We start from the raw sequence: 23626 nt of genomic DNA on the forward strand, positions 1-23626 counted from the left end.
CCGGCATGTTGGCGCGCTGGCCACTGCCAAGATGGAGATCCGCGCGTCCTGATCCTCATAAAGGGGCCGGCCTCGAAGGCCATTTTACGCCGGAGGTTTTCGGGACACCGATAGACTGTCAGGCCATCTTCCTTTTACCACTCGCAGTTCATCGTACCCGGCGCGTTTTCGCCATGTGCGCATTTCTATATGTCTTATGCTTGCACCGGCACCGGCATGCTCTTGTAGCTTCGCGCGTGGTGGAGCAAGGCCCACACGGTTCGCGCCATCTTTGCCGCTAATGCGACGACAGCGACATTGGAATGACTACGCGCAAGAAGTCCTCGCAGCCACGCCCCGATTGCAGTGTCGCTATTTGCTAACGTGGGCATGGCGGATCGCGGGCCCTGGATTAGCATCTTACGCAAGTATCTGCTGCCGCGTTTCGTAATGCCCAAGAGCTTTGGTCTTCCACCGGTGGTGGCTTGACGAGGCACGAGGCCCAACCAAGCTGCGAGGTCGCGTCCCTTGGCGAAGGTCGCTGCGTCACCGACGGCAGCGACCAATGCTGTGGCGTTCAGCGCCCCAATCCCGGGAATTTCTGTTAAACGCCGAGCCCGCACATCGGCTCGGGCCATCGCTGCGAACTCGGCATCAAAGGCTGCGATACGCCGATCAAGCTCCTCCCAGCGTGTGCGCATGTCACCCAGCAAAAACACCATGCGCGGGCTCAGTGCGACCGTATCGGTATCCAGCAACTCGCTGAGCAAGAATCGTAGTCGAGCATGTCCCTGTGCGACGACATGCCCGCGCTCCAAAAGTAAGCTTCTGATCTGGTTGGTCAGCGAAGTGCGTTCACCGACAAGGCGGTCGCGCACGCGGTGGAGCGTCTGAACGTCGAGTTGTTCCCTCACTTTTGAGTTCGACAAAACGCATGGTGGGGCGAGTTGCGGCTTCGGCGATCGCCTCTGCATCACGGTCATCGTTTTTCTGAGCCTTGACGTAAGGCCGCACATATTCCGGCGACATGAGTCTAACCTCGTGCCCCAGAGCCGCCAGTGACCGTCCCATATGATGGGCACCACAGCAAGCTTCCATCGCGATAGCACATGGCGACAGTTTGGCAGCAAAACCGATAACTCCATCACGTCGCAGCCGCTTTCGAACAACAACCATTCCGCTTTCGTCCAGCCCAACAAGGCTGCAGCTATTCTTGCCCAGGTCAATACCAAGGATCATTATTTGCATGGTTCGCTCCTTCCTCTCTTGAACACTGGCATCATACACTGGTGCCGGCAGGAGGGGCGGGCCATCCATAAAGGGGGATTCATCGACGCGCTCTTGGCCGCTCGCGGGGCGGGTTCACCAGTAAACTTCACTGTCTGGCTGATGCCAGAGGAAGACCGCTTGCCTTCCATCTGACGGTTGGCGAAGCCGCAGATTGCAAGGCTTACGACACTCTGATCAGCTTACCCGAGCAAGCGCCACAGGCGCTTCTTGCTGACAAGGGATATGATGCGGATGCCATTCGTGATGATCTTGCCAGCCGCAATATCAAGCCCGTCATTCCTGGCAGAGCAAACCGCCGCGTGAAGATTGAATATGATCGCACGCTGTATAAACAGCGCAACCTAATCGAACGGATGTTTGGCAGACTGAAAATCAACCGCGCCATTGCTACTCGATACGACCAACTCGCCGAGAGCTTCATCAGCATGGTTCATATTGCTACCGCAAGATACTGGCTCAAATGCGTCCACGCCGCCTAGTATCCTATGGCTGCACCAGCGACGGCTCGACTATCGATTGCGCCATAATAGCGGTTGTCGCCACCCTTTTCCGTGGCCGCCATGTTCTTGCCGCCTACGAGAATGCCTGCCGCCTCGCCCCAGACCGGCCAGTTATGGTCCTCGCCGACCGTATAGCCCATGCCGGTCAGCAGCCGGATCGTATCGGGCGAAAGCGCGTTCGCTTCCATATAGACCCGATCAGGCAGCCACTGGTGATGAATGCGGGGCGCATCGATAGCTTCCTGAATATCCATGCCATGGTCGATGACATTCATGATCGCCTCCAGCGTGATCGTGATAATGCGCGAACCGCCGGGACTGCCAATAACCATGAACGGTTTGCCATCCTTCGATACAATGGTCGGGCTCATCGAGGACAGCGGTGACTTGCGCGGTTCGATGGCGTTGGCTTCGCCTTGTATGAGACCATAGAGATTGGCCACGCCCGGCTTGATGGTAAAGTCGTCCATCTCGTTGTTGAGCAGAATGCCGGTGCCTTCGGCCACCTTGGCCGTGCCGAACGAACCGTTCAGCGTGTAGGTCACGGCGACGGCATTGCCGTCCTTGTCCACGATGGAATAATGCGTGGTTTCGTTGGACTCCTTGAATTCGGCCGGTTTCAGCGACTCGCTGACACCGGCGCGATAAGGATCGATACGGCTGCGAATTTCAGCGGCATAGGCCTTGCTGGTGAGTTTCTCGATTGGATTATCGATGAAATCAGGGTCGCCCAATGCCGTGTTGCGGTCCACATAGGCATGGCGCATCGCTTCCACCATCAAACGCGTGGTTTCCGCCGAGCCATAGCCGAGATAGGAAATCGGATAACCCTCCAGCACGTTCAGGATTTCACAGATGATCAGTCCGCCTGAAGAAGGCGGCGGCGATGAGACTATGTCATAGCCGCGATAGCTGCACTTGACCGGTTCTAGCTCTCGAACCTTGTATTGCTCGAAATCGGCCTTGGCGAGAATACCGCCTTTTTCCTCGCTCGACTTGACGATCAGATCGGCGATTTCGCCCTGATAGAAGGCTGCCGGACCTTTTTCCGAAATGGCCGAAAGCGACTTTGCTAAATCTGGCTGGACAAGCTTTTCACCCAAGGAAAGCGGTTTTCCGTCTTTCAGGAAGATTCTCGCCGCTGCCGGGTCTTTCGCCAGTCTTTCATTGCCGTCGGCAAAGGAGAGAATATCGCCCAGCTCCAGCGTAAAGCCGTCCTTGGCGAGTTTTAGTGCTGGATCAATCAGCTCCTCGCGCTTGCGGGTGCCATATTTTACGCGTGCCTCCTCGAGGCCAGCCACCGTGCCTGGCACGCCGATGGCGAGATAGGTTTCAGTACTGGCGCCCTCGACCGGCTTGCCATCCTTGTCCAGATACATGGTCTCAGTGGCGGCGAGCGGCGCGCGCTCGCGAAAATCCAGAAAGGTGCTCTTGCCGTCCTTGAAGCGGATCGTCATGAATCCACCCCCGCCGAGATTACCGGCAGTCGGATAGACAACCGCCAGCGCATAGCCGACCGCGACTGCCGCATCGACGGCGTTGCCGCCGTTCTTCAGCACATCGATACCGACTTGCGAGGCAAGATGCTGGGCCGTAACCACCATGCCATTCTGGCCTTCCGCCGGGGCTGGCGATGCCGCTTGAGCCAGAGGTAGATGACTTGCAATGGCGATGACAGTGGCAAGGGAAAGCGATTTCAGTGCGTAATGCTGCATGTCTTTCCTCCCAAGAGTTCTCCCGGATGGGTATCCGGTAACATCGTCAGCAATATTGATTGCAAAAGCAAGCAGGAGAAAATTATCCTGATTGATGTTGTGAACAGGGAGTGGGCGATACCAACTGGCCAACTTGCGGAATGACGTGGTGATTTATTGCTTCAGACTTTATTGCAATGTCTGCAATTTTCGGAGGCTGCGTCGGACTGATTAGCACCTTCCGCTCATTGCTTAGCGCTAACAATAGCTTAGAAAGACCTAAAGCTCAGGTCGCGGGTTCATTTCCCTTCAAGGCGTTTAGGGAACTCGATTGTTGCGGTTGAGAAGCTTGGCCCAGATTCTTGACTGACAAGCCGCACATCGGCTAACGGCGGAGTCAGCATAGAACACTTCGTTGTAGACGAATGGCTAAAAATTTAACCCAGAGAATGCACCGAGCGACACGTAAATATTTCTCGACTTAAAGGCTGGCAAAAAATCGGTCGGGTTCGAGTAATCCTTCTGATGCGTTGAAATAATCGGACAATCGCTATTTAATATTCATTCTATTATGAAATTTTAAAAATATAATGAATATACTGTTAAGAATAAATATGCTAAAATTTCTTGCAGACAAGAAGCATAATTGTTTCTACGTTGAATAGGATCCGATCCTCAAGAGCAGATTTTGCCATTAAATCGCGCTCAAAAATTATTGAACCTGTAAACCGGTTTGTCAGATAGTAATAGCTAACCGCGGCAATCGTAATATTCAGTTGCACAGGGTCGATGCCTTCACGAAAAACACCGTCCCTTACTCCTCGCTCCAATAGTTCCGCGACCATACTGACAAGCTTGCGACTGGAAGCCCGAACGATTTCGGATTTCTTGAGATGTTTGGCTCGATGCAGATTTTCGCTGTTTACGAGCGTGAGGAATTCGGGATTCTTGAGATAATACTCCCACGTAAAGCGCACGAGCCTTTCGAGCGCGGCTTTTGGATCAAGGTCCTTGAGATTTAATTTTTGCTCCGCAGCGCGAATTTCAAGATAAACGTTCTCTAACACAATGCGGAAGAGATCTTCCTTGCTTCCGTAGTAGTGATAAATCATCCGCTTGTTGGATTTGGCCTTTTCAGCAATATCGTCCACGCGGGCGCCGCCCAAACCGTTCTTTGCAAATTCTTTTTTTGCAGCTTCCAGAATGCGCAGCTTTGTAGCCTCGGCATCGCGGATACGTGGTTTTTGGCCTGATTTTTCTTGCTGCTCGCTTGTCACGCTCAAGGCCTGTCCTCCGCTGGGGTTGGTGTGTGCAATTTACTCATACACGTACGAATCGCGTGTCGTCAAAATCGAACCGTTAACACGACACGCGCAAGTTCATTGTAAGCCACTTGACGAGAAGTGCAATAATGCAGTAACCAGTTAGTGCGTTATAGGAGTGGCGCCGATCACGGATAGCGGACGAACGAACTCGCCAATGTCGAGCCAGTCGCAGCCCGGGATACGTTTTCAGACGGAATTCGGGAGGAACATATGTCAAGCTTCATAAAAGATTTTATTGAGCGTGAGACGCTTAACCGTCGGAATTTTCTTTTCGCCGCTGCAGCCGGAATGGGCACTGTTGCCATACCAGGAGTTTTCGGGCGTGGTGGGGCGCTGGCTGCATTGAGCGATCCCGCGATTGCGTGGAGCTATCGCGACCGCGCATCAGCATATTGGAATTCGGTCGTTTCGGGCGGCGAAGCCTTCGTGGAATCGCTTGGAAGGCCAAAAACGGCGCTAGTCAGTCTGATCAACGAGGGCTCGACTGAAAAGTCGCTGGCAGACATCAAGGCGTTTCTCGCCAAGAGCAATGGCAATTGCGCGATAGCCTGCGATCCCAATGATAGCCCCAATGCGCGTCCCGTGGTTGAAGCAGTCCAGGCCGCTGGCGGTTTTATTTCCACGATATGGAACAAAACCGACGATCTGCATCCCTGGGACTTCGGCGATAACTACGTCTCCCATATGACGTGGTCGGATGAGAAGCCGGCCGAGGAGACCGCGCGCATCCTTTTCGAAGCCATGGGCGGCGAGGGCGGGGTGGTGCATCTTGGGGGTATCGCTGCCAATAATCCGGCTGTTGAACGCCTTAACGGCTTAAAAAATGCCCTGAAAGATTTCCCGAACATCGAATTGCTCGATGCACAGCCTGCTGACTGGGATACCCAGAAGGGTGCAGCATTGATGTCTTCCTTCCTGACTCGATACGGAGACAAGATCAAGGGTGTGCACTGCGCAGCTGACAATATCGCTTACGGCGTTATTGAAGCCCTGCGCGCCGAAGGCATCGAAAATATGCCGATCGTGGCCTTTGACGGCAATCCGGAAGCCGTGCAAATGGTGATGGAAGGCCAGCTTCTCGCTACGGTATTTACCAACCCCCATTGGGGCGGCGGCATCAGCGCTGCGCTCGCCTATCATGCCGCGATTGGAGCCTTCAAGCCTTCGGAGGAGCCAAAAGAACATCGCGAGTTCTATGGGCCGACGATCCTCATCACCCAAAAAGATGCGGCCGAGTTCAAGGCTAAGTATCTGGATGCGGTTCCCGCATATGACTGGAAAGATTTCTGGGGGCCTACGAACGGTCAGATCAAATACTGATCTTTGCCGATTGGCGGCGGCCGGAGTGCCGTCGCCATTTTTCCCAGTTCAGACTTCATAGGAAGAGGTAGTCCGACGTGGCACGTCATCTATCGCGCGAAACCTTGATCAAGTGGGCACCGCTTTTGGTGCTGATAGCCCTTATCATTCTTTTCACTGCGCTCAATCCCACATTTTTCTCGGTCAGGAATTTCGCACGCATTGCCATTGCATCGGCTCCGGCACTCATGGTGGCTGTGGGTGTGACTTTCATAATCATAATGGGGTCGATCGATCTCTCCATGGAAGGGGCGATTTCACTGACAGCGGTCTCGTTTGCCTTTGTCTTCGCTTATTTCGGCGGATCCTCGACAGGTCTCGGATGGATTGCCCTTCCGATAATATTGATGCTTGGCGGTTTCATAGGCCTATTGAACGGACTTGTGCATGTTAAGCTAAAGATACCGTCTTTTATGGCAAGCCTTGCCATGGGGTTCGTTGGAACAGGGGCTGCGATCCTGCTCACAGGCGGAGATATCGTCAGAGTTAGCGATAGCGCTTTTCGGAGCTTGCTGACCGTTCGCTGGCTGGGATTTCCATTGATGGTTTACATTGCGGCTTTTTTCTTCCTCGTGGCCTGGTTCATTCAGACGCACACCACGCTTGGGCGCAATTTTTATGCGGTCGGTGGCGGTGAGGATCTTGCTCACGCATCGGGTCTTAACGTCAAGCGCGTCCGTATTGTGGGCTTTGCGCTTGCGGGTATTTTCTATGCCATCGCCGCCATACTGGTTGTGGCGCGTATAGGCCAGGCGGAATCGGTAACAGGTGCAAACTTCATGTTCGTGTCCATCACTTCCGTTGTGGTCGGTGGTGTGGCTCTCTGGGGCGGAATCGGGGGCGTGTGGAATGCGCTCGTGGGCGTGTTGATCGTCAATGTGATAGACAACGGACTGGTCGTTATTGGCCTTCCCGATTTCATTCAGGACGGCGTGCTCGGTCTCCTTGTTATTGTGGCGGTTGTGTTGTCGACCGACCGCAAGATGGTCTCCTTCGTCAAGTGAGGTGTGCACTATGTATGAGCTCAAATCCCTCGACAAGAAATTCCCAGGCGTTCATGCCCTGAAGGGTATCAATTTTCACATCAAGCGCGGCGAGATCGTCGGATTGGTCGGCGAAAACGGCGCCGGTAAATCTACTTTGATGAAAGTCATTTATGGCGCCTATCAACCGGACGGAGGACAGGTGCTCATCAATGGAACCCCCGTTCGCTTTGCTAATCCGCGCCAGGCGATGGAAAAGGGTATCGGGATGGTGTTCCAGGAGCAGTCGCTCATCCCGAACCTCACTGTGATGGAAAATATCTTCCTTGGTTACGAACGCCAGTTTGTGCGTTTTGGCGTCGTCAACTGGAAGGCAATGGCAAAAGCGGCGAGCCAACAACTTGCCAAGGTAAAGCTTGATATCGATCCGACACTTGTCACGTCGAAACTGTCATTTGTTCAGCGTCAGTTGGTGGAATTGGCGAAGGTACTGACACTGGAAGAACGTGTCGCTGGCGATCTTGTCATTTTGCTCGACGAACCCACCTCGGTTTTGTCAAAGGAAGAGGTGGGGCTGCTTTTCAAACTGGTACGAGAACTGACAACGCGTGCGTCCTTTATATTCGTCTCTCACCGCATGGATGAGGTGATGGAACTTTCTGATCGCATCTACGTCATGAAAGATGGCCAGATCGTGGATGTTGTTGATCGCGGCGGCGCGAGCGCCGAAGAAATCCAGCATAAGATGGTGGGGCGCAACGTCGACAAACAATATTATCGGGAACATCTCCAGAAGCCTTTTGACGCTGCAAATGTGCTTGTCGAGATGGAGAATGTCGGCCTGCCTGGCCGGGTCCGCGATATTTCGTTCAAGCTTCATGCCGGCGAAGTGCTTTGTCTGGTCGGCACGGAAGGGTCGGGCCGCGAGGCAATCCTTCGGACAATCTATGGCATGTTGACGCCGTCAATCGGATGCTTGCGGATCAAAGGGCAGGAGGCGAATGCTTATTCTCCGCGCCAGTCGGTTGCCAATGGCGTTGGCTATGTGCCGCGCGAGCGCAAGATTGAGGGCATTGTGTCAGGCATGAATGTCTATGAGAACATGACCCTTTCACAAATGAAGAACCATTCAAGCGGTGGCGTTCTGCGGGTCGCGGAGGAACGGGCCCTTGCCCGTGGCTGGATCGACAAGCTGTCGATCAAAGCTCATTCCGAGTTCGCCGATTGTGGCAATCTGTCAGGCGGCAATCAACAAAAGGTTGTGCTGGCCAAATGGCGTTCCGGCGGTTCTGACATCATGCTCCTCGATCATCCCACCCGAGGTCTCGACATCGGCGCCAAGGAAGACGTCTACGACATGATCCGTGAGATGAGCGCAGCAGGAGTTGGGATCGTTTTGGTTGCAGATACGCTGGAAGAAGCGATTGGATTGTCGCATACCATTCTCGTTCTCAAGGATGGGCGTATCCAGAAATGCTTTTCAGCCGACCCGGCTTCCAAACCGACGCCGTTTGATCTGCTGCATTATATGATCTGAGGATAAGATGGATATTCAGCGCCTTAAACCACACTTGCCCTGGATTACTCTGGTTGTGCTTGTCGCGATTGTGGGTTTCGCCGATCCAGGCTTTTTGCGACCGTCAAACCTTCTGAGTATAGCGGGTGATATTGTGCCACTTTTCATCATGGCACTCGGTCTTACCTTTGCGATCTACATTGGCGGCATCGATCTCTCGGCTCAATCGATGGCAAATATGGTAACGGTCATCGCATCTGTTTACCTTGCATCCCTGGGGCCGTGGGTGGCCGTGCTTTGTATTTTGTCGGGCTTTGTTCTTGGCGCGCTTTCCGGCTTCGTAACGACAAGGCTTTATGTGCCGTCTTTCATTTCGACGCTCGCAGTTGGTGGCATTGCGTTTTCAATCGCACAATGGCTCTCCGGTCAACGAGCGCTCAACATGGACGCCATTCAGCGTAACGAAACTTTCGGCTGGATGATCGGCCGTAGTTTTGGTGTGCCGCATGAATTGCTCATCGCGGGGGCATTGGTGGCGATCTGTCTATTTATTGAACGCCGCACCACACTTGGGCGTGCGCTTAAGGCGGTCGGAGCCGGAGAGCTAGCCGCTGCGGCTTCAGGTCTTGATGTCAAGCGTTTCAAGGTTCTGGCTTTCGCCATATCAGGTGCCTTGGCTGCGGTCGCAGGCCTCCTTTTTGCGGTCAAGCTCTCCGGTGGCGCGCCGACCATCGCCAATGGCTTTTTGCTTCCCGCAATTGTTGCTGTGCTGGTCGGAGGCACGCCGCTTACAGGTGGTGTCGGCGGGGTGATCAACACTGTTGTCGGAACCCTGATCGTTGCGGTTATCCGCGCATCGATGCTCTATTTCGAAATCGACGCGACCAAGCAGCAAATGCTGTTCGGCATCGTGCTTATCGCGGCAATCGCCCTGACGATCGATCGCGCCAAACTGCGCACGGTAAAGTGAGAAGGATAGCTCATGAAAATGAAGGCAGCTTTCCTTTCAACTCCACGTCGTTTTGAGGTGCGTGAGATCGATGTGCCTCGCATAGGGCCGGAGGACGTGCTTATACGCGTGGCGCGAACCGGAATTTGTGGAACCGATATTCATATTTTCAACGGTCACTATGCTGTCGATAGTTTGCCGCTGGTTCCAGGTCACGAATTTTGTGGAACGGTTGCCGAGTGCGGTGCCAATGTAAAGCATCTTTCGGTTGGATCGCGCGTCGTCGTTGATATCAATATAGGCTGTGGAACCTGTTTCTGGTGCCGCCGCAACGAGGTGCTTAACTGTGCGGAAGTCATTCAGCTTGGCATTGGCCGTAACGGGGCTTTCGCGGAATATGTTTCGGTTCCTGCGCGACTGGCCATCCCCGTATTTGCCAATATTGCCGATGACATCCTTGCGCTGACCGAACCGGTTGCCTGTGTGGTGCGCGCGGCGCGCAAAGCGGGCGTGAGTTTTGGCCAGTCAGTGGTGGTGCTCGGCGCCGGGCCAATTGGAAATCTTCATGTGCAGATGATGCGGCTGGTCGGCGCAGCTCCGATTATCGTCGTTGATCTTTCACCGGAGCGCTGCCAAATGGCCCTTGCCGCAGGCGCGGACTTCGCCGTAAGCGATCCTGCTGAAGTTCGCCGGACGGTTTTGCAAATGACGGGCGGACGCGGTGCCGACTTTGTGATTGAAAGCGTCGGCAGCCGCAAGCTCTACGAGCAAGCCTTCGATCTGATCAGACGGGGCGGGCACATTGCGTTCTTTGGCATTACCGCACCGGACGAAGCGATACCGGTCAATATTCTTCGAACAGTACTCGAGGAGAACGGTCTGAAAGGCTCTGTGGCCGGCATGGGCGCGGACATGCACGATGCGCTGACCTTGCTGTCGCATGGGCGCTTTCAGACGGAAAATTTCACGAATGCAAGCTATAGCCTGGAGGATATCCAGGAGGCTTTCGAAACCATTGGTCAGCGACCGCAACATCTCAAGACGCAGATCGCCATTGCGGCGTGATAAAATCGAAGTGGAGGTATCCGATGGATCACAATAACGCATTCCTTTCACCCCCGCGCCAAGCACGTACTTTCGGTATCTTTATCGATGGTCAGTGGAAGGAGGGCACTGATTACTTCGAGCGACTTTCGCCGGGTCACGGAACGCCTGTCACACGAACTGTTCGGTGTTCCACCGAGCATCTTAACGAAGCTGTAGGGGCGGCGCGGCGCGCCTTTGAGGATCGCCGCTGGTCGGGTCTGTCAGGAGCGGCCCGCGCTGGTGTGCTTCTAAGGGCAGCGGAGATTCTGCGTCGCCGACGCGATGAGATTGCCTATTGGGAGACGCTGGAAAACGGTAAGCCGATCTCGCAGGCTCGTGGAGAAATCGACAATTGCATTGCCTGTTTTGAAGTTGGCGCAGGTGCGGCACGGCTTCTGCACGGCGATAGTTTCAATTCACTCGGTGACGATCTTTTCGGCATGGTGTTGCGTGAGCCTATCGGTGTTGTTGGCCTGATTACACCTTGGAATTTTCCGTTCCTGATTTTGTGTGAGCGCGTGCCGTTTATTCTGGCCTCCGGCTGCACTATGGTCGTCAAGCCATCGGAGGTGACGTCGGCGAGCACATTGTTGTTGGCCGAAGTACTGGCGGAAGCCGGTCTGCCTGCAGGTGTCTTTAATGTGATTACCGGCTCTGGACGTATTATTGGTCAGGCAATGGCTGAACATCCGGATGTTGACATGCTCTCCTTCACTGGTTCAACCGCTGTGGGGCGTTCTTGCGTTCATGCCGCCGCTGACTCCAATTTCAAGAAACTTGGTCTGGAACTGGGCGGCAAGAATCCGATCGTTGTATTTGCCGATGCAGATCTGGAAGACGCGGCGGATGCCGCAGCATTTGGAATTAGCTTCAATACAGGACAGTGCTGTGTTTCTTCATCGCGCCTGATTGTTGAGCGTTCAATCGCTGCGGATTTTGAAAAGTTGCTCGTGGAGAAAATGGCCAAAATCCGCGTTGGTGACCCGCTGGATCCAAATACCCAGGTTGGAGCAATAACGACTGAAGCGCAGAACGCTACGATTCTGGACTATATAGCCAAAGGCGGAGCGGAGGGTGCAAAGCTTCTTTGTGGCGGATCGCCGCTTGACCTTGGCCGCGGACAATATATTGCACCGACGCTTTTCTCGGGCGTTTCTCGAGAAATGGCGATTGCTCGGGATGAGATTTTCGGCCCCGTACTCTGTTCCATGCATTTTGATACACTCGAAGACGCCATCCGAATGGCCAATGATACGGTCTACGGTCTTGCGGCAAGTGTCTGGACCAAGAATATCGACAAGGCGCTTATGGTAACACGACGCGTACGTGCCGGCCGGTTCTGGGTGAATACGATCATGGCGGGCGGGCCGGAAATGCCGCTTGGAGGCTTCAAACAGTCTGGTTGGGGTCGCGAGGCCGGGATACACGGCGTCGAGGAATATACGCAAATCAAGTCCGTTCACGTCGAAATAGGCAAACGCTCGCATTGGATAGCATGATGACGACAGGTTTTGATTATGTGATCGTCGGGGGAGGGAGTGCTGGCTGCGTCCTTGCCGCGCGTCTTTCGGAAAATCCTTCTGCACGTGTCTGTCTTATTGAAGCGGGCGGACGGGACAGTCATCCTTTCATCCATATGCCGGTTGGCTTTGCTAAAATGACTACGGGCCCCCTGACTTGGGGGCTCAAAACCACCCCTCAACGACATGCGAACAATCGTGAGATTCCGTATGTGCAGGCTAAAGTACTTGGCGGTGGCTCGTCCATCAATGCCGAGGTTTTTACACGTGGTCATCCGAGCGATTACGATCGCTGGCAAAGTGAAGGCGCTGAAGGATGGAGTTTCAAGGATGTACAAAAGTATTTCCTTCGTTCGGAGGGTAACACGATTCTGTCGGGTGGCTGGCATGGAACCGATGGGCCTCTTGGAGTTTCAAACCTTCCTGATCCACAACGCATGACGCGTGCATTTGTGCAGAGCTGCCAGGAATACGGTATTCCCTATAACCCGGACTTCAACGGACCAACCCAGGAAGGGGCTGGCGTTTATCAGACGACGATCCGTAATAACCGCCGCTGTTCCGCAGCCGTTGGCTATCTGCGGCCGGCCCTGAAACGCCCAAACCTGACTCTGGTCACCGGCGCATTGGTCCTGCGGATTGTTTTTGAAGGCCGGCGCGCTGTTGGGGTCGATTACGAGATCAACGGCAAACAAATGACAGCGCGTGCCGATAGTGAAGTGCTTGTGACGTCCGGTGCAATTGGTACACCAAAACTGATGATGCTGTCAGGCATTGGGCCAGCCACTGCCCTGCGTAGCCATGGCATTGATGTGATAGAGGACCTCGCGGGCGTTGGTGAGAATCTGCAGGATCATTTTGGCGTCGATATCGTCGCTGAACTTCAGAATCATGACAGCCTTGATAAATACAACAAGCTCCACTGGATGTTGTGGGCGGGTATTCAGTATTCCCTGTTCAATTCAGGTCCTATCACCTCGAATGTTGTTGAAGGTGGTGCATTCTGGTATGGCGACAAAGAGTGCGCCAGTCCTGACCTGCAGTTCCATTTCCTTGCCGGTGCAGGGGCGGAAGCTGGAGTTCCAAGCGTATCGAAAGGGGCTTCAGGCATAACGCTCAACTCATATACGCTTCGACCGAAGTCACGTGGAACGGTTGCCTTGCGCTCCGCCGATCCGCGGGACTTGCCGGTCATCGATCCCAATTATCTCGCTGACCCGGAAGATTTGAAAATTTCTGTTGAGGGCTTGAAGATCAGTCAAGAGATATTCAATCAGCCGTCCCTGCAAAAATACATCAAGGTGCTGCGCTTTCCTGATAAGAATGTGAGGACGCAGGCGGACTATATCGCTTATGCCCGTCAGTATGGTCGCACGTCCTATCATCCCACTTGCACCTGCAAGATGGGAACGGATGCAATGTCTGTCGTTGATCCGCAACTGCGTGTGCATGGCGTTGACGGCATTCGTATCTGCGACAGTTCCATCATGCCAAGTCTGGTCGGCTCCAATACCAACGCCGCGACCATAATGATTGCAGAAAAAGCTGCCGACATGATCCGCGGCAACGCCTGATCCAATCGATATATTCATAAGAAGGCGGCCATTGGCCGCCTTCTTTTTTCAGTCCCATTCGGGCGTCCAAGGCAGTTGGCCTGACTTGACGACACGATAATCGAGGGCATTGAGGGTATCGATCCTGTTCATATCGATCGACGACAAAGTAAAATCCATAATGTTGAAATTGGCCTTTATATTTTCCGGCCGTGTCGACATCGTATTCAGCGGTATGCCCTTTTGTAATATCCAGCGTAACGCGATCTGCGCTGCCGATTTGCCATAGCTATCGCCAATCTCTGAAAAGAGATTGTGCTTGAATACCTCGCCTCGGGCGATTGATGCATAAGAGGATAGCGGAATGCCTGTCTGCTCTGCGGCCGCAAGAAGTTTTCTCTGGTCCAGCAAAGGGTGGAATTCAATTTGGTTGGTGACGAGCGGCACGTCAACGATCATTTTGGCCTCATGCATCATGCGTGCGGTATAATTTGATACGCCGATGAAGCGGGTAAGGCCCCGCAACTGTGCTGATTGCAGCAGGCGCAGGGAAGAAGCAATCTCACCGCCTGTGTCGGGCCAATGCAAAAGCAGAACATCGACATGATCAAGCCTGAGGGCTTTCAGACTGGCTTCGACCGAGGGAATAAACTTATCTTCCGAATAATTTTCGGGATGCACCTTTGTTGTAATGCACAGTTCGTCACGGGCAATGTCACACATCGCCAATGCGTGGCCCGTATCTGTCTCATTGCCATACATTTGCGCCGTATCGAAGGCTCTGTAGCCTGCGGCAAACGCTGCTTCCATGGCATTTCGCAATTCCGCTCCCTTAAGCGGATAGGTACCAAAACCGCGCTGAAAGCTCTTTTGAAAATAGATGTTCATGTGTCCTCCCTGATTGGTGTTGAGGCTGCGCGGCGAGAACCGGCTTGCGTGCCCGCACCGCTTGTGATTAATGTATAACTAGTTAGTTACTTAATGCAAAGGCATGTGGAGGTTTTGATGCGGAAGGTGAAGTCAGCGGAGGACGCGGTAAAGCTCATAAAGGACGGTGCAGTCATAGCCGTCAACTCATCTTCCGGCCTTTGTTGCCCTGATGCCGTTTTGAAGGCTTTGGGTGAGCGGTTCGACAATGAGGGGCACCCGCGCGGCCTGACTTCAGTTCATCCGATTGCGGCCGGCGATTTCTTTGGCACGCGCGGCGTCGATCATATCGCGAAGCCCGAAATGCTTGTCCAGATTATCGGCGGCTCATACCCATCCGGGCCCAGCAATGCCGAGCCTCCGCTTATCTGGCAGATGATTGTGCAAGAGAAGCTGGCCGCATGGAATGTGCCTTCCGGTATCGTCTTTGATATGTTGCGTGAGGGCGCGGCCAAACGGCCCGGTGTGCTGACAAAGGTCGGGATGGATACTTTTGTGGATCCCGATCAGGAAGGCTGCGCTATGAACGCCAGCGCACGCGCGAAACCATTGGTCAATCGGGTTTCTTTTGAAGGAGAAGACTGGCTGCATTTTCCGGCCATTCGTCCCGATGTAGCGATCATTCGCGCGACGACCGCCGATGAGAAGGGCAATCTCACCTTCGAGCATGAAGGCGCGACACTTGGAGCCATGGAAATGGCGCTGGCCGCCCGAAATTCTGGAGGCATCGTAATCGCACAGGTGAAGCGTGTCGCGGCAAGCGGTACAATCCGCCCGCATGACGTTCGGGTGCCCGGTATTCTGGTCGACGTGATCGTAGAGGCGCCCGATCAGTTGCAAACCACGGCAACGCAGTACGATCCGGCGATCTCGGGCGAGCTTTTCCGTCCGCTTGATAGTTTCGATATACCAAAGCTCGATGTGGGCAAAGTCATCGCGCGCCGCGTTGCACAGGAACTGAAGGCTGATTGGGCGGTCAATATTGGTTTCGGCATTTCAGCCAATGTACCGCGAATCCTGATTGAAGAAGGACATCACGGAAAAATCACCTGGGTTATCGAGCAAGGGGCGGTAGGTGGTGTGCCGTTGCTTGATTTCAAGTTCGGTTGTGCTTCCAATGCCGAGGCGTTTGTCGCTTCCCCGCACCAGTTTAGCTATTTTCAGGCAGGGGCTTTTGATTGTTCGCTCCTGTCATTTCTGGAAGTCGATGCCGACGGATCGGTCAATGTCAGCCGACTGGCGGCAACGCCACATCGCACCGCAGGCGCAGGCGGTTTTGTCGACATCACCACTCGGGCAAAGAAAATCGTTTTTTCCGGCAACTTCAATGCGGGCGCAAAGATGCGCGTCGAAGACGGCCGCCTCGTGATCGACAGGGAAGGCAAAATTGCGAAGTTTGTTCGTAAGGTGGATCAGGTCAGCTTTTCCGGCAAGCGTGGCCGCATGCAGGAACAGGATGTGACCTATGTCACCGAGCGTTGCGTGATCCGTCTGGAACAGGACGGGCTCGTTGTGACGGAAGTTGCGCCCGGCATCGATCTTCAGCGCGATGTTCTCGATCAGGCCGCTACACCATTGCGTGTTTCCAGGACTTTGAAGACGATGGAGGGAGCGCTGTTTCGCCCTGGCCTGATGGAACTTGCACTATGAGTGATGCACGTATCGAGCTTCTTTTAGAAGGCCATATTGCGCGCATGACAATTCGGCGCGCGGACAAACTCAACGCAATCGATGCCGGCATGGCGGATGCCCTGCTTGACGCCTGCCGAAAGATCGAGCGGTCCGATGCCGGTGTGGTCATTCTCACCGGAGAGGGGCAAAAATCCTTCTGTGCGGGCGGCGACATAGATGCTTGGAGCCAACTTGATGCGGATAATTTTTCACGCCGCTGGTTGCGTGATGGACATGACGTTTTCGATGCGCTGGCGCGGCTGAGCGTGCCGGTCATCGCTGTGTTGAACGGGCATGCTTTGGGCGGCGGACTTGAACTCGCGGCCTGCGCCGATATGCGCATCGCGGAAGCACATGTGAAAATAGGCCTGCCGGAAACCGGTCTCGGGGTGATACCCGGCTGGTCGGGAACCCAGCGTGTGTCGCGGCGCTTCGGCTCCGGGCTGGTTCGTCGCATGGCGCTCTTTGGTGAAGTGTTTTCTGCCGATGAGGCGCTTTCGCTTGGCTTGGTGGATCAGGTCGTCGCGATGGGAAATGGCTTGATGGCTGCTGAGGCGTCTGCCTCTCGCTTGCTGCAGCGGTCACCGCGCGCAACGGAACTCGTCAAGATGCTGATCAATGTCGCTGAAGGCGAGGAAAGCGAGCGTATTGTGGAGGCTCTGGCCGGAGCGGTCGCTGTCGCTTCGGATGATTTGGAAGAAGGTCTTGCAGCCTATCGGCAGAAGCGCCCCGCCAGTTTCAAGAAATTCCGCCGGTGAGATGGGCATATGATATCCGACGATAAACGTTTTCTGACGGAGCTTTTTCATAGCGCGGTTGCTGCTGCCGATCCACAAAAAGCGCTTGGCGCTCACCTCCCCATTCCTCCACGCGGGCGGACGGTCGTGATCGGCGCCGGTAAGGGCGTGGCCCAGCTTGCTTCAGCATTTGAAAAATTATGGGATGCGCCGGTCGAGGGCGTTGTGGTGACGCGGTATGGCTATGCGATGCCTTGTGATCATATCAAGGTAATGGAGGCCGCGCATCCAGTGCCGGATGCCGCAGGGCTGGAAGCATCCAAGGCGCTTTTCGAAGCGGTTCGGGGCCTTACCAAGGATGACCTCGTTGTTGCCTTGATTTGCGGCGGCGGATCAGCGCTGCTCCCAGCCCCGCCGGGGGATCTGACGCTGGAGGAAGAGGCCGCGATGAACAAGGCGCTTCTTGCAAGCGGCGCTCCAATATCGGTGATGAATGCGATCCGCAAGCAGGTTTCGGCAATCAAAGGCGGGCGTCTGGCTGCGGCTTGCTATCCTGCGCGTCTGGTGACGCTGGTCGTATCTGACATTCCCGGCGATGACTCGGCACAAGTCGCCAGTGGGCCGACCATACCGGACGCCATGGATCGTCAAAGCGCACGCAATCTGGCCAAGGTTTGGAATATTGGTCTTCCCGAGCGCATCGAAGCGTGGTTGGCAGGAGATCAAGGGCTGGCGCCAAAGCCGGAAGACGCTGTGTTTGCGGGTAACGAGGTGCGGGTCATCGCTTCCGCGCGTCTTTCCCTGGAAGCAGCGGCCGGGCGGGCGGAGGCCATGGGAGTTCCGGCGGTCATTCTGTCGGACGCGATGGAAGGTGAAGCACGCGATGTGGCTCGTGTTCACGCGGCAATGGCGCGTGAAATTGCAGCGCGTAATCGCCCTTTCACCCGCCCCGTCGTCATGCTTTCGGGGGGAGAAACAACTGTGACCATAAAGGGCACTGGTCGTGGCGGGCGCAATACGGAATTCCTTCTCTCACTTGCGCTCGCAGCCGAAGGTGTTCCTTTCGCAGCACTGGCGGCCGATACCGACGGTATTGACGGTTCAGAGGATAATGCCGGTGCCTTCGCTGATGGACACAGTATGCAACGTTTACGAGAAATGGGGATGGACCCTTTTTCGCTCCTTGCTCGTAACGATGCGTGGAGTGCATTCAACCAGTTGGGAGATTTGTTTATCCCCGGTCCGACGGGAACGAATGTCAACGATTTCCGTGCAATCCTGATTCGATAGACAGCCAGCCCGCGCTTTATGCATCGCGCGGGCTGAAATTTCCTCTTATGTCGGCACGGGCGCGTCTTCTCGTAACAAGCCTTTTTGCTTGAGGTCGTTCCAGAACTCCGTTGGAATCGGATGGGCGAACCAGGCGAGATTTTGCTCCAGCTGTTCAAGCGTGCGCGTGCCCGCCATGAAGGAGGGGACGGCTGGATGGGCAACGACAAATTGAAGAGCTGCAGCGGCCAGCGGCACATCGTGCTCCCGGCAAACAGCTTCGATCTTTGCCACTTTTTCCATGATTTCACGTGGTGCAGGGGCGTAGTTGTATTTGGCGCCTTCGCGTGCGCCCGTGGCAAGGATGCCGGAATTAAAGCCACCACCAACGACAACGGCAGCACCGCGTTCCTCACACAATGGCAGGAAAGTATCGAGCGCTTCCTGCTCCAGTAGCGTATAGCGGCCAGCCAGCAGGAAGCAGTCGAAATCATTACGCTTCAGCGCTTCGTGGCACACTTCCCATTCATTGACGCCAACGCCGATTGCCTTCACGAGTTTCTCGGAGCGAAGCCGTTCCAGTGCTCGCCAGGCGCCATCCATTGCCTGATTGAAAACCTCGGCCTGTTCGCTGCCGCGCGTGTACACATCAATATCGTGGATGAAGCACATATCCATTCGCTCCAGCCCCAGGCGTTGCAAACTGTCTTCGAACGCCCGTAGTGTGCCATCATAGGAATAATCGAAATGCATAGTGAATGGGGCTGCATTCGTCCACGGCGCAAAGTTGATTGTATTGCGTGGCGCGGGGCGTAAAAGTCGGCCCACCTTCGAGGCCATGACGAAATCATCACGTTTTTTCCAACGCAAGCTGTGGCCCGTACGCAGTTCTGCCAGACCATGGCCATACATTGGAGCTGTATCGAAGAAGCGTATGCCAGCATTCCACGCGCGAGAGAACATTGCTTCGGATGTCGCTTCATCAATCTCGCGGAAAATATTCCCCAGCGGTGCTGTTCCAAACCCGAATGCGGTGACCTCGAGGTCGGTTCTACCAAATTTACGTTTTTCGTCTGGCTGCATGAAACTCCTCCATAAGTAACCAATTGGTGCATAATAATCACGAGGCAATTCGGGGCGCAAGCCGCTTCCTTCGGATCGCATCTTTTCCGTCTTGACCTTACAAGGAATAAGAATGTATGTAACTAGATAGTTACTTTATTGGAGGAGATGCCGATGTTTCTCACGCAGACACAACAACAGGCACGCGATATGGCGCGGGCCTTTGCCGACGAAATGATACGTCCCGTGGCGGAAATGCTGGACAGAGAGGAGAGTTTCCCTGCGGACCTTTATGTCGAGATGGGTAAACTGGGCCTTTTTGGCATTGGCGTACCCGAAGAACTCGGTGGGCCAGGTTTTGACACGCTGACCTATGCCGTCGTTATGGAAGAACTGAGCAGGGGCTATGCGTCTGTCGCCGATCAGTGCGGCCTTATAGAGCTCATTTCCACTCTATTGGTGCGACATGGCACGAGCCACCAGCAGGCTATGTTGCCGGAGATTCTTTCGACGCAAGCAAAGGTAGCCTATTGTATAACCGAGCCCGAAGCAGGCACTGACGTTTCAGGCATTCGCACGACAGCGGAACGTGACGGCTCTGGCTGGCGGCTCAATGGCGGCAAGATCTGGATCCACAACGCGCCTGTCGCAGATTACGGATTTGTGCTGGCGAGAACCGACAAGGAAGCTGGTAATCGGGGAATGTCCATTTTTATTGTGGACCTTCATGCCGCAGGTGTCGAAAAAGGTCCTAAAGAACACAAAATGGGTCAGCGTGCGAGTCAGGTCGGCGCTTTGACATTTACCGATGTCCGCCTGTCCCCCGATGCCATGCTTGGCGTTGAAGGTCGCGGGTTTCATATGATGATGTCCGTGCTCGACAAAGGCCGTGTCGGTATCGCATCGCTTGCGGTGGGTATCGCTCAAGCCGGTCTTGAAGCTGCGCTTGATTATGCAGGGACGCGCAAGCAATTCGGCAAGCAGATCGCTGAATTCCAGGGTGTGCAATGGCTGCTGGCCGATATGGCAAAAGATATTGAAGCTGCACGGCTTCTGGTTCAATCGGCGGCATCAAAAATCGACAGCGGGGGTGATGCGACCAAAGCCTGCTCGATTGCCAAATGCTTTGCTGGCGATATGGCTGTTCAGCGCACCGCAGACGCTGTTCAGGTTTTCGGAGGCTCAGGTTATATCCGCGGTTTTGAAGTCGAGCGGCTTTATCGCGACGCCAAAATTACACAGATCTATGAAGGCACGAACCAGATACAGCGCATGATCATCGCGCGAGAACTCCTGAAAAAAGGAGCCAGGGCGTGAACGCACACAACAACCATCGGGTTGCGCTGGTGACCGGATCATCGCGTGGCATTGGGCTTGCCGCGGCGCAGGCTTTGGCCAAGGAAGGTTTCGCTGTCGCAGTCAACGGCCCGTCAGACGATGCGGAATTGGCTGCGGCGGTGGAAAAAATTGCATCTTTGGGCGCTCAAGTCACGGCTGCCCCATTCGACGTCACTGATATTGCCGGATATGAAACTGCGCTTGATCAGATTGAAGCGAAACTGGGACCGCTTACCACGCTTGTCAATAATGCGGGCGTCGGCGTTTTGAAACGCGGCGACATGCTGGACGTCTCAGAAGAAAGTTGGGACCGCTGCTTTGCCGTTAACTCGAAAGCTGTGTTTTTTTTAAGTCAGGCCTTTGCGCGACGCCTTCTTGAACGGCAGCGGTCGGCAAGCTTCCACTCGATTATCAATGTCACGTCTTCAAACGCGGTGGCTGTAGCTGTCCAACGCTCGGAATACTGCGCTTCAAAAGCCGCCGCCGCTATGATTTCCAAGGCGCTGGCAGTGCGCCTGGGACAAGACGAAATAGCCGTCTACGACGTGCAGCCGGGATTGATTGCAACAGAGATGACAACTCCGGTTATTGAATCCTATCGCACGCGCGCCGAGCAGGGCCTCACCTTGTTTCCGCGCGTCGGAGACCCGCAGGAGATCGGTACCCTCGTAGCTTCCTTAGCTTCTGGGCGGCTTCCTTATACAACTGGCATGACGATTCCTGCTGACGCGGGCATGCTCGTACCACGCTATTGAGGTTACACCATGAAGATTGCACTTCCCGACGCAAGCGGTCGGCTCTCGGACTATCATATGAGTGGCAAGACGATTGCGTCCGCGAAACTTGGATCAAATCCCGCACGTATTATCTATTCCGCTGCTCATGTCGTGGCTGATCCATTCACGGCCAGCGATCCTTCCGGACGCGCTGCGATCGACTGGAGCAAGACGATGGAATTCCGCCATTATCTTGCTGGCCTGGGACTTGGAATAGCGGAAGCTATGGACACGGCGCAGCGGGGCATGGGGCTCGACTGGCCGGGAGCACTTGAACTCATACGCCGCACACGTGAGGAGCTTCCTGATGCGCTGGTCGCTAATGGTTGTGGGACGGATCATCTCGATCCTTCAAAAGTTACAAGTCTGGATGAGGTGCGGCGGGCATATCTGGAGCAGGTTGAAGCCGTCCAGAAGATTGGCGGGCGCATTATCCTTATGGCATCTCGCGCTTTGGCGCGTGTCGCGAGTGGACCGGATGACTATATCAAAATTTATTCCGAAGTGCTTTCGGCATGTGACAATCTGGTAATACTGCATTGGCTTGGCGATATGTTCGACCCGCAGCTTGCGGGCTATTGGGGGGCTTCATCCTTCGAGCCGGCAATGCAAACGGCTCTCACCATCATCGAGAACAATAGCCAGAAGATAGATGGCATCAAAATATCGCTGCTGGATAAGCAAAAGGAAATTCAAATGCGCCGCCTGTTACCGGCTGGCGTGAAGATGTTTACGGGAGACGATTTCAACTATCCCGAACTGATCGAAGGCGACAGTGAAGGATTCTCGCATGCCCTCCTGGGTATATTCGATCCCCTTGCACCTGCGGCAGCCTATGCTGTCGAACAACTGACGAATGGAGACAAGGCGGGCTTCCGTGCGACATTGGACCCAACGGTGCCGCTTGCAAGGCTGATTTTCCGTGCGCCAACCCAATACTATAAAACAGGCGTAGTTTTCATTGCTTGGTTGAACGGCTTTCAAGATCACTTTGTGATGTTGAACGGCGCACAGGCTATGCGTCCACTTCCTTATTTTGTCGAACTTTTCCGGCTTGCTGACCAATGTGGTCTGTTGCGCCATCCCGAGCGTGCAGCAGACCGCATGAAAAAGCTGCTGGCGCTTTATGGAGCCTGATGATGCGTGATTTCTCGCAGGATCACTCAGCACTTGCGCTCAACACTGCCAGTCTGGGCCACAATCTCGACGGCCATGGCGCCGGTTGGTCCCCCGAGCGGCTTATTGATGCCTGTGCGGCGCGCGGTTTCGGTTCGATCGTGTTCTGGCGGCGTGAAATCGGCAGGCGCGCGGTGGAGATCGGTGAACGAACGCGGGCGGCGGGCCTTTCGGTTGCCGGGCTGTGCCGTACGCCATTTCTTGTCGGGGCTGATGCGGTCAATCGGGATGTTGTGATTGATGGTGCAAAGGCATCAATCGATATGGCCGCCGAACTCGGCGCGGCTGTGTTGACCATTGTCGTCGGTGGAGTACACCCAGCTTCGAAAGGTCCGGCGGAAAGTCTGAAGATTATTGCGGACCGCCTTGGTGACATCGTGCTTTATGCAGCCGAACGCAATGTTAGGTTGGCGCTCGAGCCTCTTAATCCCGTATATGCCGGTAATCGTTCCTGCTTGACCACCCTTCGCGATGCCGTTGACATTTGCGAGGCGCTTGCCGAGCCCAATCTTGGTATTGCAGTCGATGTTTATCATGTCTGGTGGGATACTGACCTTCCGGCTCAGTTGAAGCGAGCTGGCAAGGAGCGCATCTTGGGATACCACCTTTGTGACTGGCTCGCGGATACCAGCGATGTGCTGCTTGATCGCGGCATGATGGGCGATGGCGTCGCCGATCTGAGGTTCATTCGAGAAAACATTGAAAATGCCGGTTACGACGGACCTTGCGAAGTCGAAGTCTTCTCGGTCGATAATTGGTGGAAGCGGGATCCGGGCGAAGTCCTCGATGTTATGGTTGAGCGGTTCCGCACAGTTTGCTGAAGCTCTATTGGAGAAACTGATGAAAGTCCTTGTCGCAGTAAAACGGGTTGTCGATTACAACGTAAAGATCCGTGTGAAGGGAGACGGTTCGGGCG

The 23626-nt window shown here is 54.7% G+C and carries 18 protein-coding genes and 3 pseudogenes; 16 read left to right on the top strand and 5 right to left on the bottom strand.

Annotated features, from left to right (window positions below; genetic code table 11):
- Window positions 1–194: 194 nt before the first annotated feature.
- Window positions 195–1227: pseudogene (locus FIC94_RS20975) on the bottom strand (IS110 family RNA-guided transposase).
- 74 nt (window positions 1228–1301) lie between these two features.
- On the opposite strand from FIC94_RS20975, the pseudogene FIC94_RS20980 reads away from it, so the two are divergent.
- Window positions 1302–1748 (top strand): annotated as a pseudogene (locus FIC94_RS20980) (IS5 family transposase); the annotation flags it as partial.
- Here the strand turns inward: FIC94_RS20980 and ggt are convergent.
- Both ggt and FIC94_RS20990 read right to left on the bottom strand, forming a co-directional pair.
- Window positions 1745–3484 carry a gamma-glutamyltransferase gene (ggt, locus tag FIC94_RS20985; protein ID WP_140026292.1) on the bottom strand — a complete coding sequence of 580 codons (1740 nt, stop codon included), beginning with the start codon at window positions 3482–3484 and terminating at the stop codon, window positions 1745–1747. The pseudogene FIC94_RS20980 and the gene ggt sit on opposite strands and share 4 nt — an antisense overlap.
- Window positions 3485–4080: 596 nt before the next feature.
- The gene (locus FIC94_RS20990) at window positions 4081–4746 is read right to left on the bottom strand and encodes a TetR/AcrR family transcriptional regulator (protein WP_109366364.1); all 666 of its coding nucleotides are present in this window, start codon (window positions 4744–4746) and stop codon (window positions 4081–4083) included.
- 252 nt (window positions 4747–4998) lie between these two features.
- Here FIC94_RS20990 and FIC94_RS20995 point away from each other — a divergent pair, with 252 nt between their 5' ends.
- The 7 genes from FIC94_RS20995 (at window position 4999) to FIC94_RS21025 (ending at window position 13775) form a co-directional block, all read left to right on the top strand.
- The gene (locus FIC94_RS20995) at window positions 4999–6108 is read left to right on the top strand and encodes a sugar ABC transporter substrate-binding protein (protein ID WP_140026293.1); all 1110 of its coding nucleotides are present in this window, start codon (window positions 4999–5001) and stop codon (window positions 6106–6108) included.
- A gap of 77 nt (window positions 6109–6185) precedes the next feature.
- Window positions 6186–7151 (top strand): ABC transporter permease, encoded by a 966-nt coding sequence (locus FIC94_RS21000; protein WP_109366362.1) that lies wholly within the window; start codon window positions 6186–6188, stop codon window positions 7149–7151.
- Between the two features lie 10 nt (window positions 7152–7161).
- Complete coding sequence (locus tag FIC94_RS21005) at window positions 7162–8667, top strand: sugar ABC transporter ATP-binding protein (protein WP_140026309.1); 1506 nt, start codon at window positions 7162–7164, stop codon at window positions 8665–8667.
- 7 nt (window positions 8668–8674) lie between these two features.
- Window positions 8675–9616 carry an ABC transporter permease gene (locus FIC94_RS21010; protein WP_140026294.1) on the top strand — a complete coding sequence of 314 codons (942 nt, stop codon included), beginning with the start codon at window positions 8675–8677 and terminating at the stop codon, window positions 9614–9616.
- A gap of 12 nt (window positions 9617–9628) precedes the next feature.
- On the top strand, window positions 9629–10660 hold the full coding sequence (locus FIC94_RS21015; protein ID WP_235892082.1) for a zinc-dependent alcohol dehydrogenase: 1032 nt from the start codon (window positions 9629–9631) through the stop codon (window positions 10658–10660).
- A 23-nt stretch (window positions 10661–10683) separates the two neighbouring features.
- Window positions 10684–12180: an aldehyde dehydrogenase family protein gene (locus FIC94_RS21020; RefSeq protein ID WP_140026311.1), complete on the top strand. Its 1497-nt coding sequence runs from the start codon at window positions 10684–10686 to the stop codon at window positions 12178–12180.
- Window positions 12180–13775, top strand: a complete 1596-nt coding sequence (locus FIC94_RS21025; protein WP_078341256.1) for a GMC family oxidoreductase — start codon at window positions 12180–12182, stop codon at window positions 13773–13775. The genes FIC94_RS21020 and FIC94_RS21025 overlap by 1 nt, the downstream gene beginning before the upstream one ends.
- A 48-nt stretch (window positions 13776–13823) precedes the next feature.
- Here the strand turns inward: FIC94_RS21025 and FIC94_RS21030 are convergent, their stop codons facing one another.
- Window positions 13824–14642: an aldo/keto reductase gene (locus FIC94_RS21030; protein ID WP_140026296.1), complete on the bottom strand. Its 819-nt coding sequence runs from the start codon at window positions 14640–14642 to the stop codon at window positions 13824–13826.
- A 117-nt stretch (window positions 14643–14759) separates the two neighbouring features.
- Between FIC94_RS21030 and FIC94_RS21035 the strand changes: the two genes are divergently transcribed.
- The 3 genes from FIC94_RS21035 to FIC94_RS21045 are packed head-to-tail and all read left to right on the top strand — an operon-like array spanning window position 14760 to window position 18379.
- A complete protein-coding gene (locus FIC94_RS21035) occupies window positions 14760–16331 on the top strand; it encodes an acyl CoA:acetate/3-ketoacid CoA transferase (protein WP_140026298.1) in 1572 nt (523 codons plus the stop codon).
- Window positions 16328–17110, top strand: a complete 783-nt coding sequence (locus FIC94_RS21040) for an enoyl-CoA hydratase/isomerase family protein (protein WP_140026300.1) — start codon at window positions 16328–16330, stop codon at window positions 17108–17110. Before FIC94_RS21035 ends, FIC94_RS21040 begins: the two co-directional genes overlap by 4 nt.
- A 9-nt stretch (window positions 17111–17119) precedes the next feature.
- On the top strand, window positions 17120–18379 hold the full coding sequence (locus tag FIC94_RS21045; protein ID WP_140026301.1) for a glycerate kinase type-2 family protein: 1260 nt from the start codon (window positions 17120–17122) through the stop codon (window positions 18377–18379).
- A gap of 45 nt (window positions 18380–18424) precedes the next feature.
- Here FIC94_RS21045 and FIC94_RS21050 read toward each other — a convergent pair whose 3' ends face one another.
- Window positions 18425–19441, bottom strand: coding sequence for an aldo/keto reductase (locus tag FIC94_RS21050; RefSeq protein ID WP_140026303.1), 1017 nt, complete (start codon window positions 19439–19441; stop codon window positions 18425–18427).
- A gap of 153 nt (window positions 19442–19594) precedes the next feature.
- Here FIC94_RS21050 and FIC94_RS21055 point away from each other — a divergent pair, with 153 nt between their 5' ends.
- The 5 genes and pseudogenes from FIC94_RS21055 to FIC94_RS21075 form a co-directional block, all read left to right on the top strand.
- A complete protein-coding gene (locus tag FIC94_RS21055) occupies window positions 19595–20737 on the top strand; it encodes an acyl-CoA dehydrogenase family protein (protein WP_140026304.1) in 1143 nt (380 codons plus the stop codon).
- The gene (locus FIC94_RS21060) at window positions 20734–21513 is read left to right on the top strand and encodes a 3-ketoacyl-ACP reductase (protein WP_140026305.1); all 780 of its coding nucleotides are present in this window, start codon (window positions 20734–20736) and stop codon (window positions 21511–21513) included. Before FIC94_RS21055 ends, FIC94_RS21060 begins: the two co-directional genes overlap by 4 nt.
- 9 nt (window positions 21514–21522) lie before the next feature.
- The gene (locus FIC94_RS21065) at window positions 21523–22671 is read left to right on the top strand and encodes a dihydrodipicolinate synthase family protein (protein ID WP_140026306.1); all 1149 of its coding nucleotides are present in this window, start codon (window positions 21523–21525) and stop codon (window positions 22669–22671) included.
- 2 nt (window positions 22672–22673) lie between these two features.
- Window positions 22674–23531 carry a sugar phosphate isomerase/epimerase family protein gene (locus FIC94_RS21070; RefSeq protein ID WP_109366460.1) on the top strand — a complete coding sequence of 286 codons (858 nt, stop codon included), beginning with the start codon at window positions 22674–22676 and terminating at the stop codon, window positions 23529–23531.
- A 19-nt stretch (window positions 23532–23550) separates the two neighbouring features.
- A pseudogene (locus FIC94_RS21075) lies at window positions 23551–23626 on the top strand (electron transfer flavoprotein subunit beta/FixA family protein); the annotation flags it as partial.

This window comes from Ochrobactrum teleogrylli, from assembly GCF_006376685.1.
In the GTDB taxonomy this organism is placed as follows: domain Bacteria; phylum Pseudomonadota; class Alphaproteobacteria; order Rhizobiales; family Rhizobiaceae; genus Brucella; species Brucella teleogrylli.

What these genes read in the sequence shown, in the direction of transcription:
- ggt (WP_140026292.1), bottom strand. Translation starts at nt 3,484, where the DNA reads ATGCAGCATTACGCACTGAAATCGCTTTCCCTTGCCACTGTCATCGCC.
- FIC94_RS20995 (WP_140026293.1), top strand. Translation starts at nt 4,999, where the DNA reads ATGTCAAGCTTCATAAAAGATTTTATTGAGCGTGAGACGCTTAACCGT.
- FIC94_RS21005 (WP_140026309.1), top strand. Translation starts at nt 7,162, where the DNA reads ATGTATGAGCTCAAATCCCTCGACAAGAAATTCCCAGGCGTTCATGCC.
- FIC94_RS21010 (WP_140026294.1), top strand. Translation starts at nt 8,675, where the DNA reads ATGGATATTCAGCGCCTTAAACCACACTTGCCCTGGATTACTCTGGTT.
- FIC94_RS21015 (WP_235892082.1), top strand. Translation starts at nt 9,629, where the DNA reads ATGAAAATGAAGGCAGCTTTCCTTTCAACTCCACGTCGTTTTGAGGTG.
- FIC94_RS21020 (WP_140026311.1), top strand. Translation starts at nt 10,684, where the DNA reads ATGGATCACAATAACGCATTCCTTTCACCCCCGCGCCAAGCACGTACT.
- FIC94_RS21025 (WP_078341256.1), top strand. Translation starts at nt 12,180, where the DNA reads ATGACGACAGGTTTTGATTATGTGATCGTCGGGGGAGGGAGTGCTGGC.
- FIC94_RS21030 (WP_140026296.1), bottom strand. Translation starts at nt 14,642, where the DNA reads ATGAACATCTATTTTCAAAAGAGCTTTCAGCGCGGTTTTGGTACCTAT.
- FIC94_RS21035 (WP_140026298.1), top strand. Translation starts at nt 14,760, where the DNA reads ATGCGGAAGGTGAAGTCAGCGGAGGACGCGGTAAAGCTCATAAAGGAC.
- FIC94_RS21040 (WP_140026300.1), top strand. Translation starts at nt 16,328, where the DNA reads ATGAGTGATGCACGTATCGAGCTTCTTTTAGAAGGCCATATTGCGCGC.
- FIC94_RS21045 (WP_140026301.1), top strand. Translation starts at nt 17,120, where the DNA reads ATGATATCCGACGATAAACGTTTTCTGACGGAGCTTTTTCATAGCGCG.
- FIC94_RS21050 (WP_140026303.1), bottom strand. Translation starts at nt 19,441, where the DNA reads ATGCAGCCAGACGAAAAACGTAAATTTGGTAGAACCGACCTCGAGGTC.
- FIC94_RS21055 (WP_140026304.1), top strand. Translation starts at nt 19,595, where the DNA reads ATGTTTCTCACGCAGACACAACAACAGGCACGCGATATGGCGCGGGCC.
- FIC94_RS21065 (WP_140026306.1), top strand. Translation starts at nt 21,523, where the DNA reads ATGAAGATTGCACTTCCCGACGCAAGCGGTCGGCTCTCGGACTATCAT.
- FIC94_RS21070 (WP_109366460.1), top strand. Translation starts at nt 22,674, where the DNA reads ATGCGTGATTTCTCGCAGGATCACTCAGCACTTGCGCTCAACACTGCC.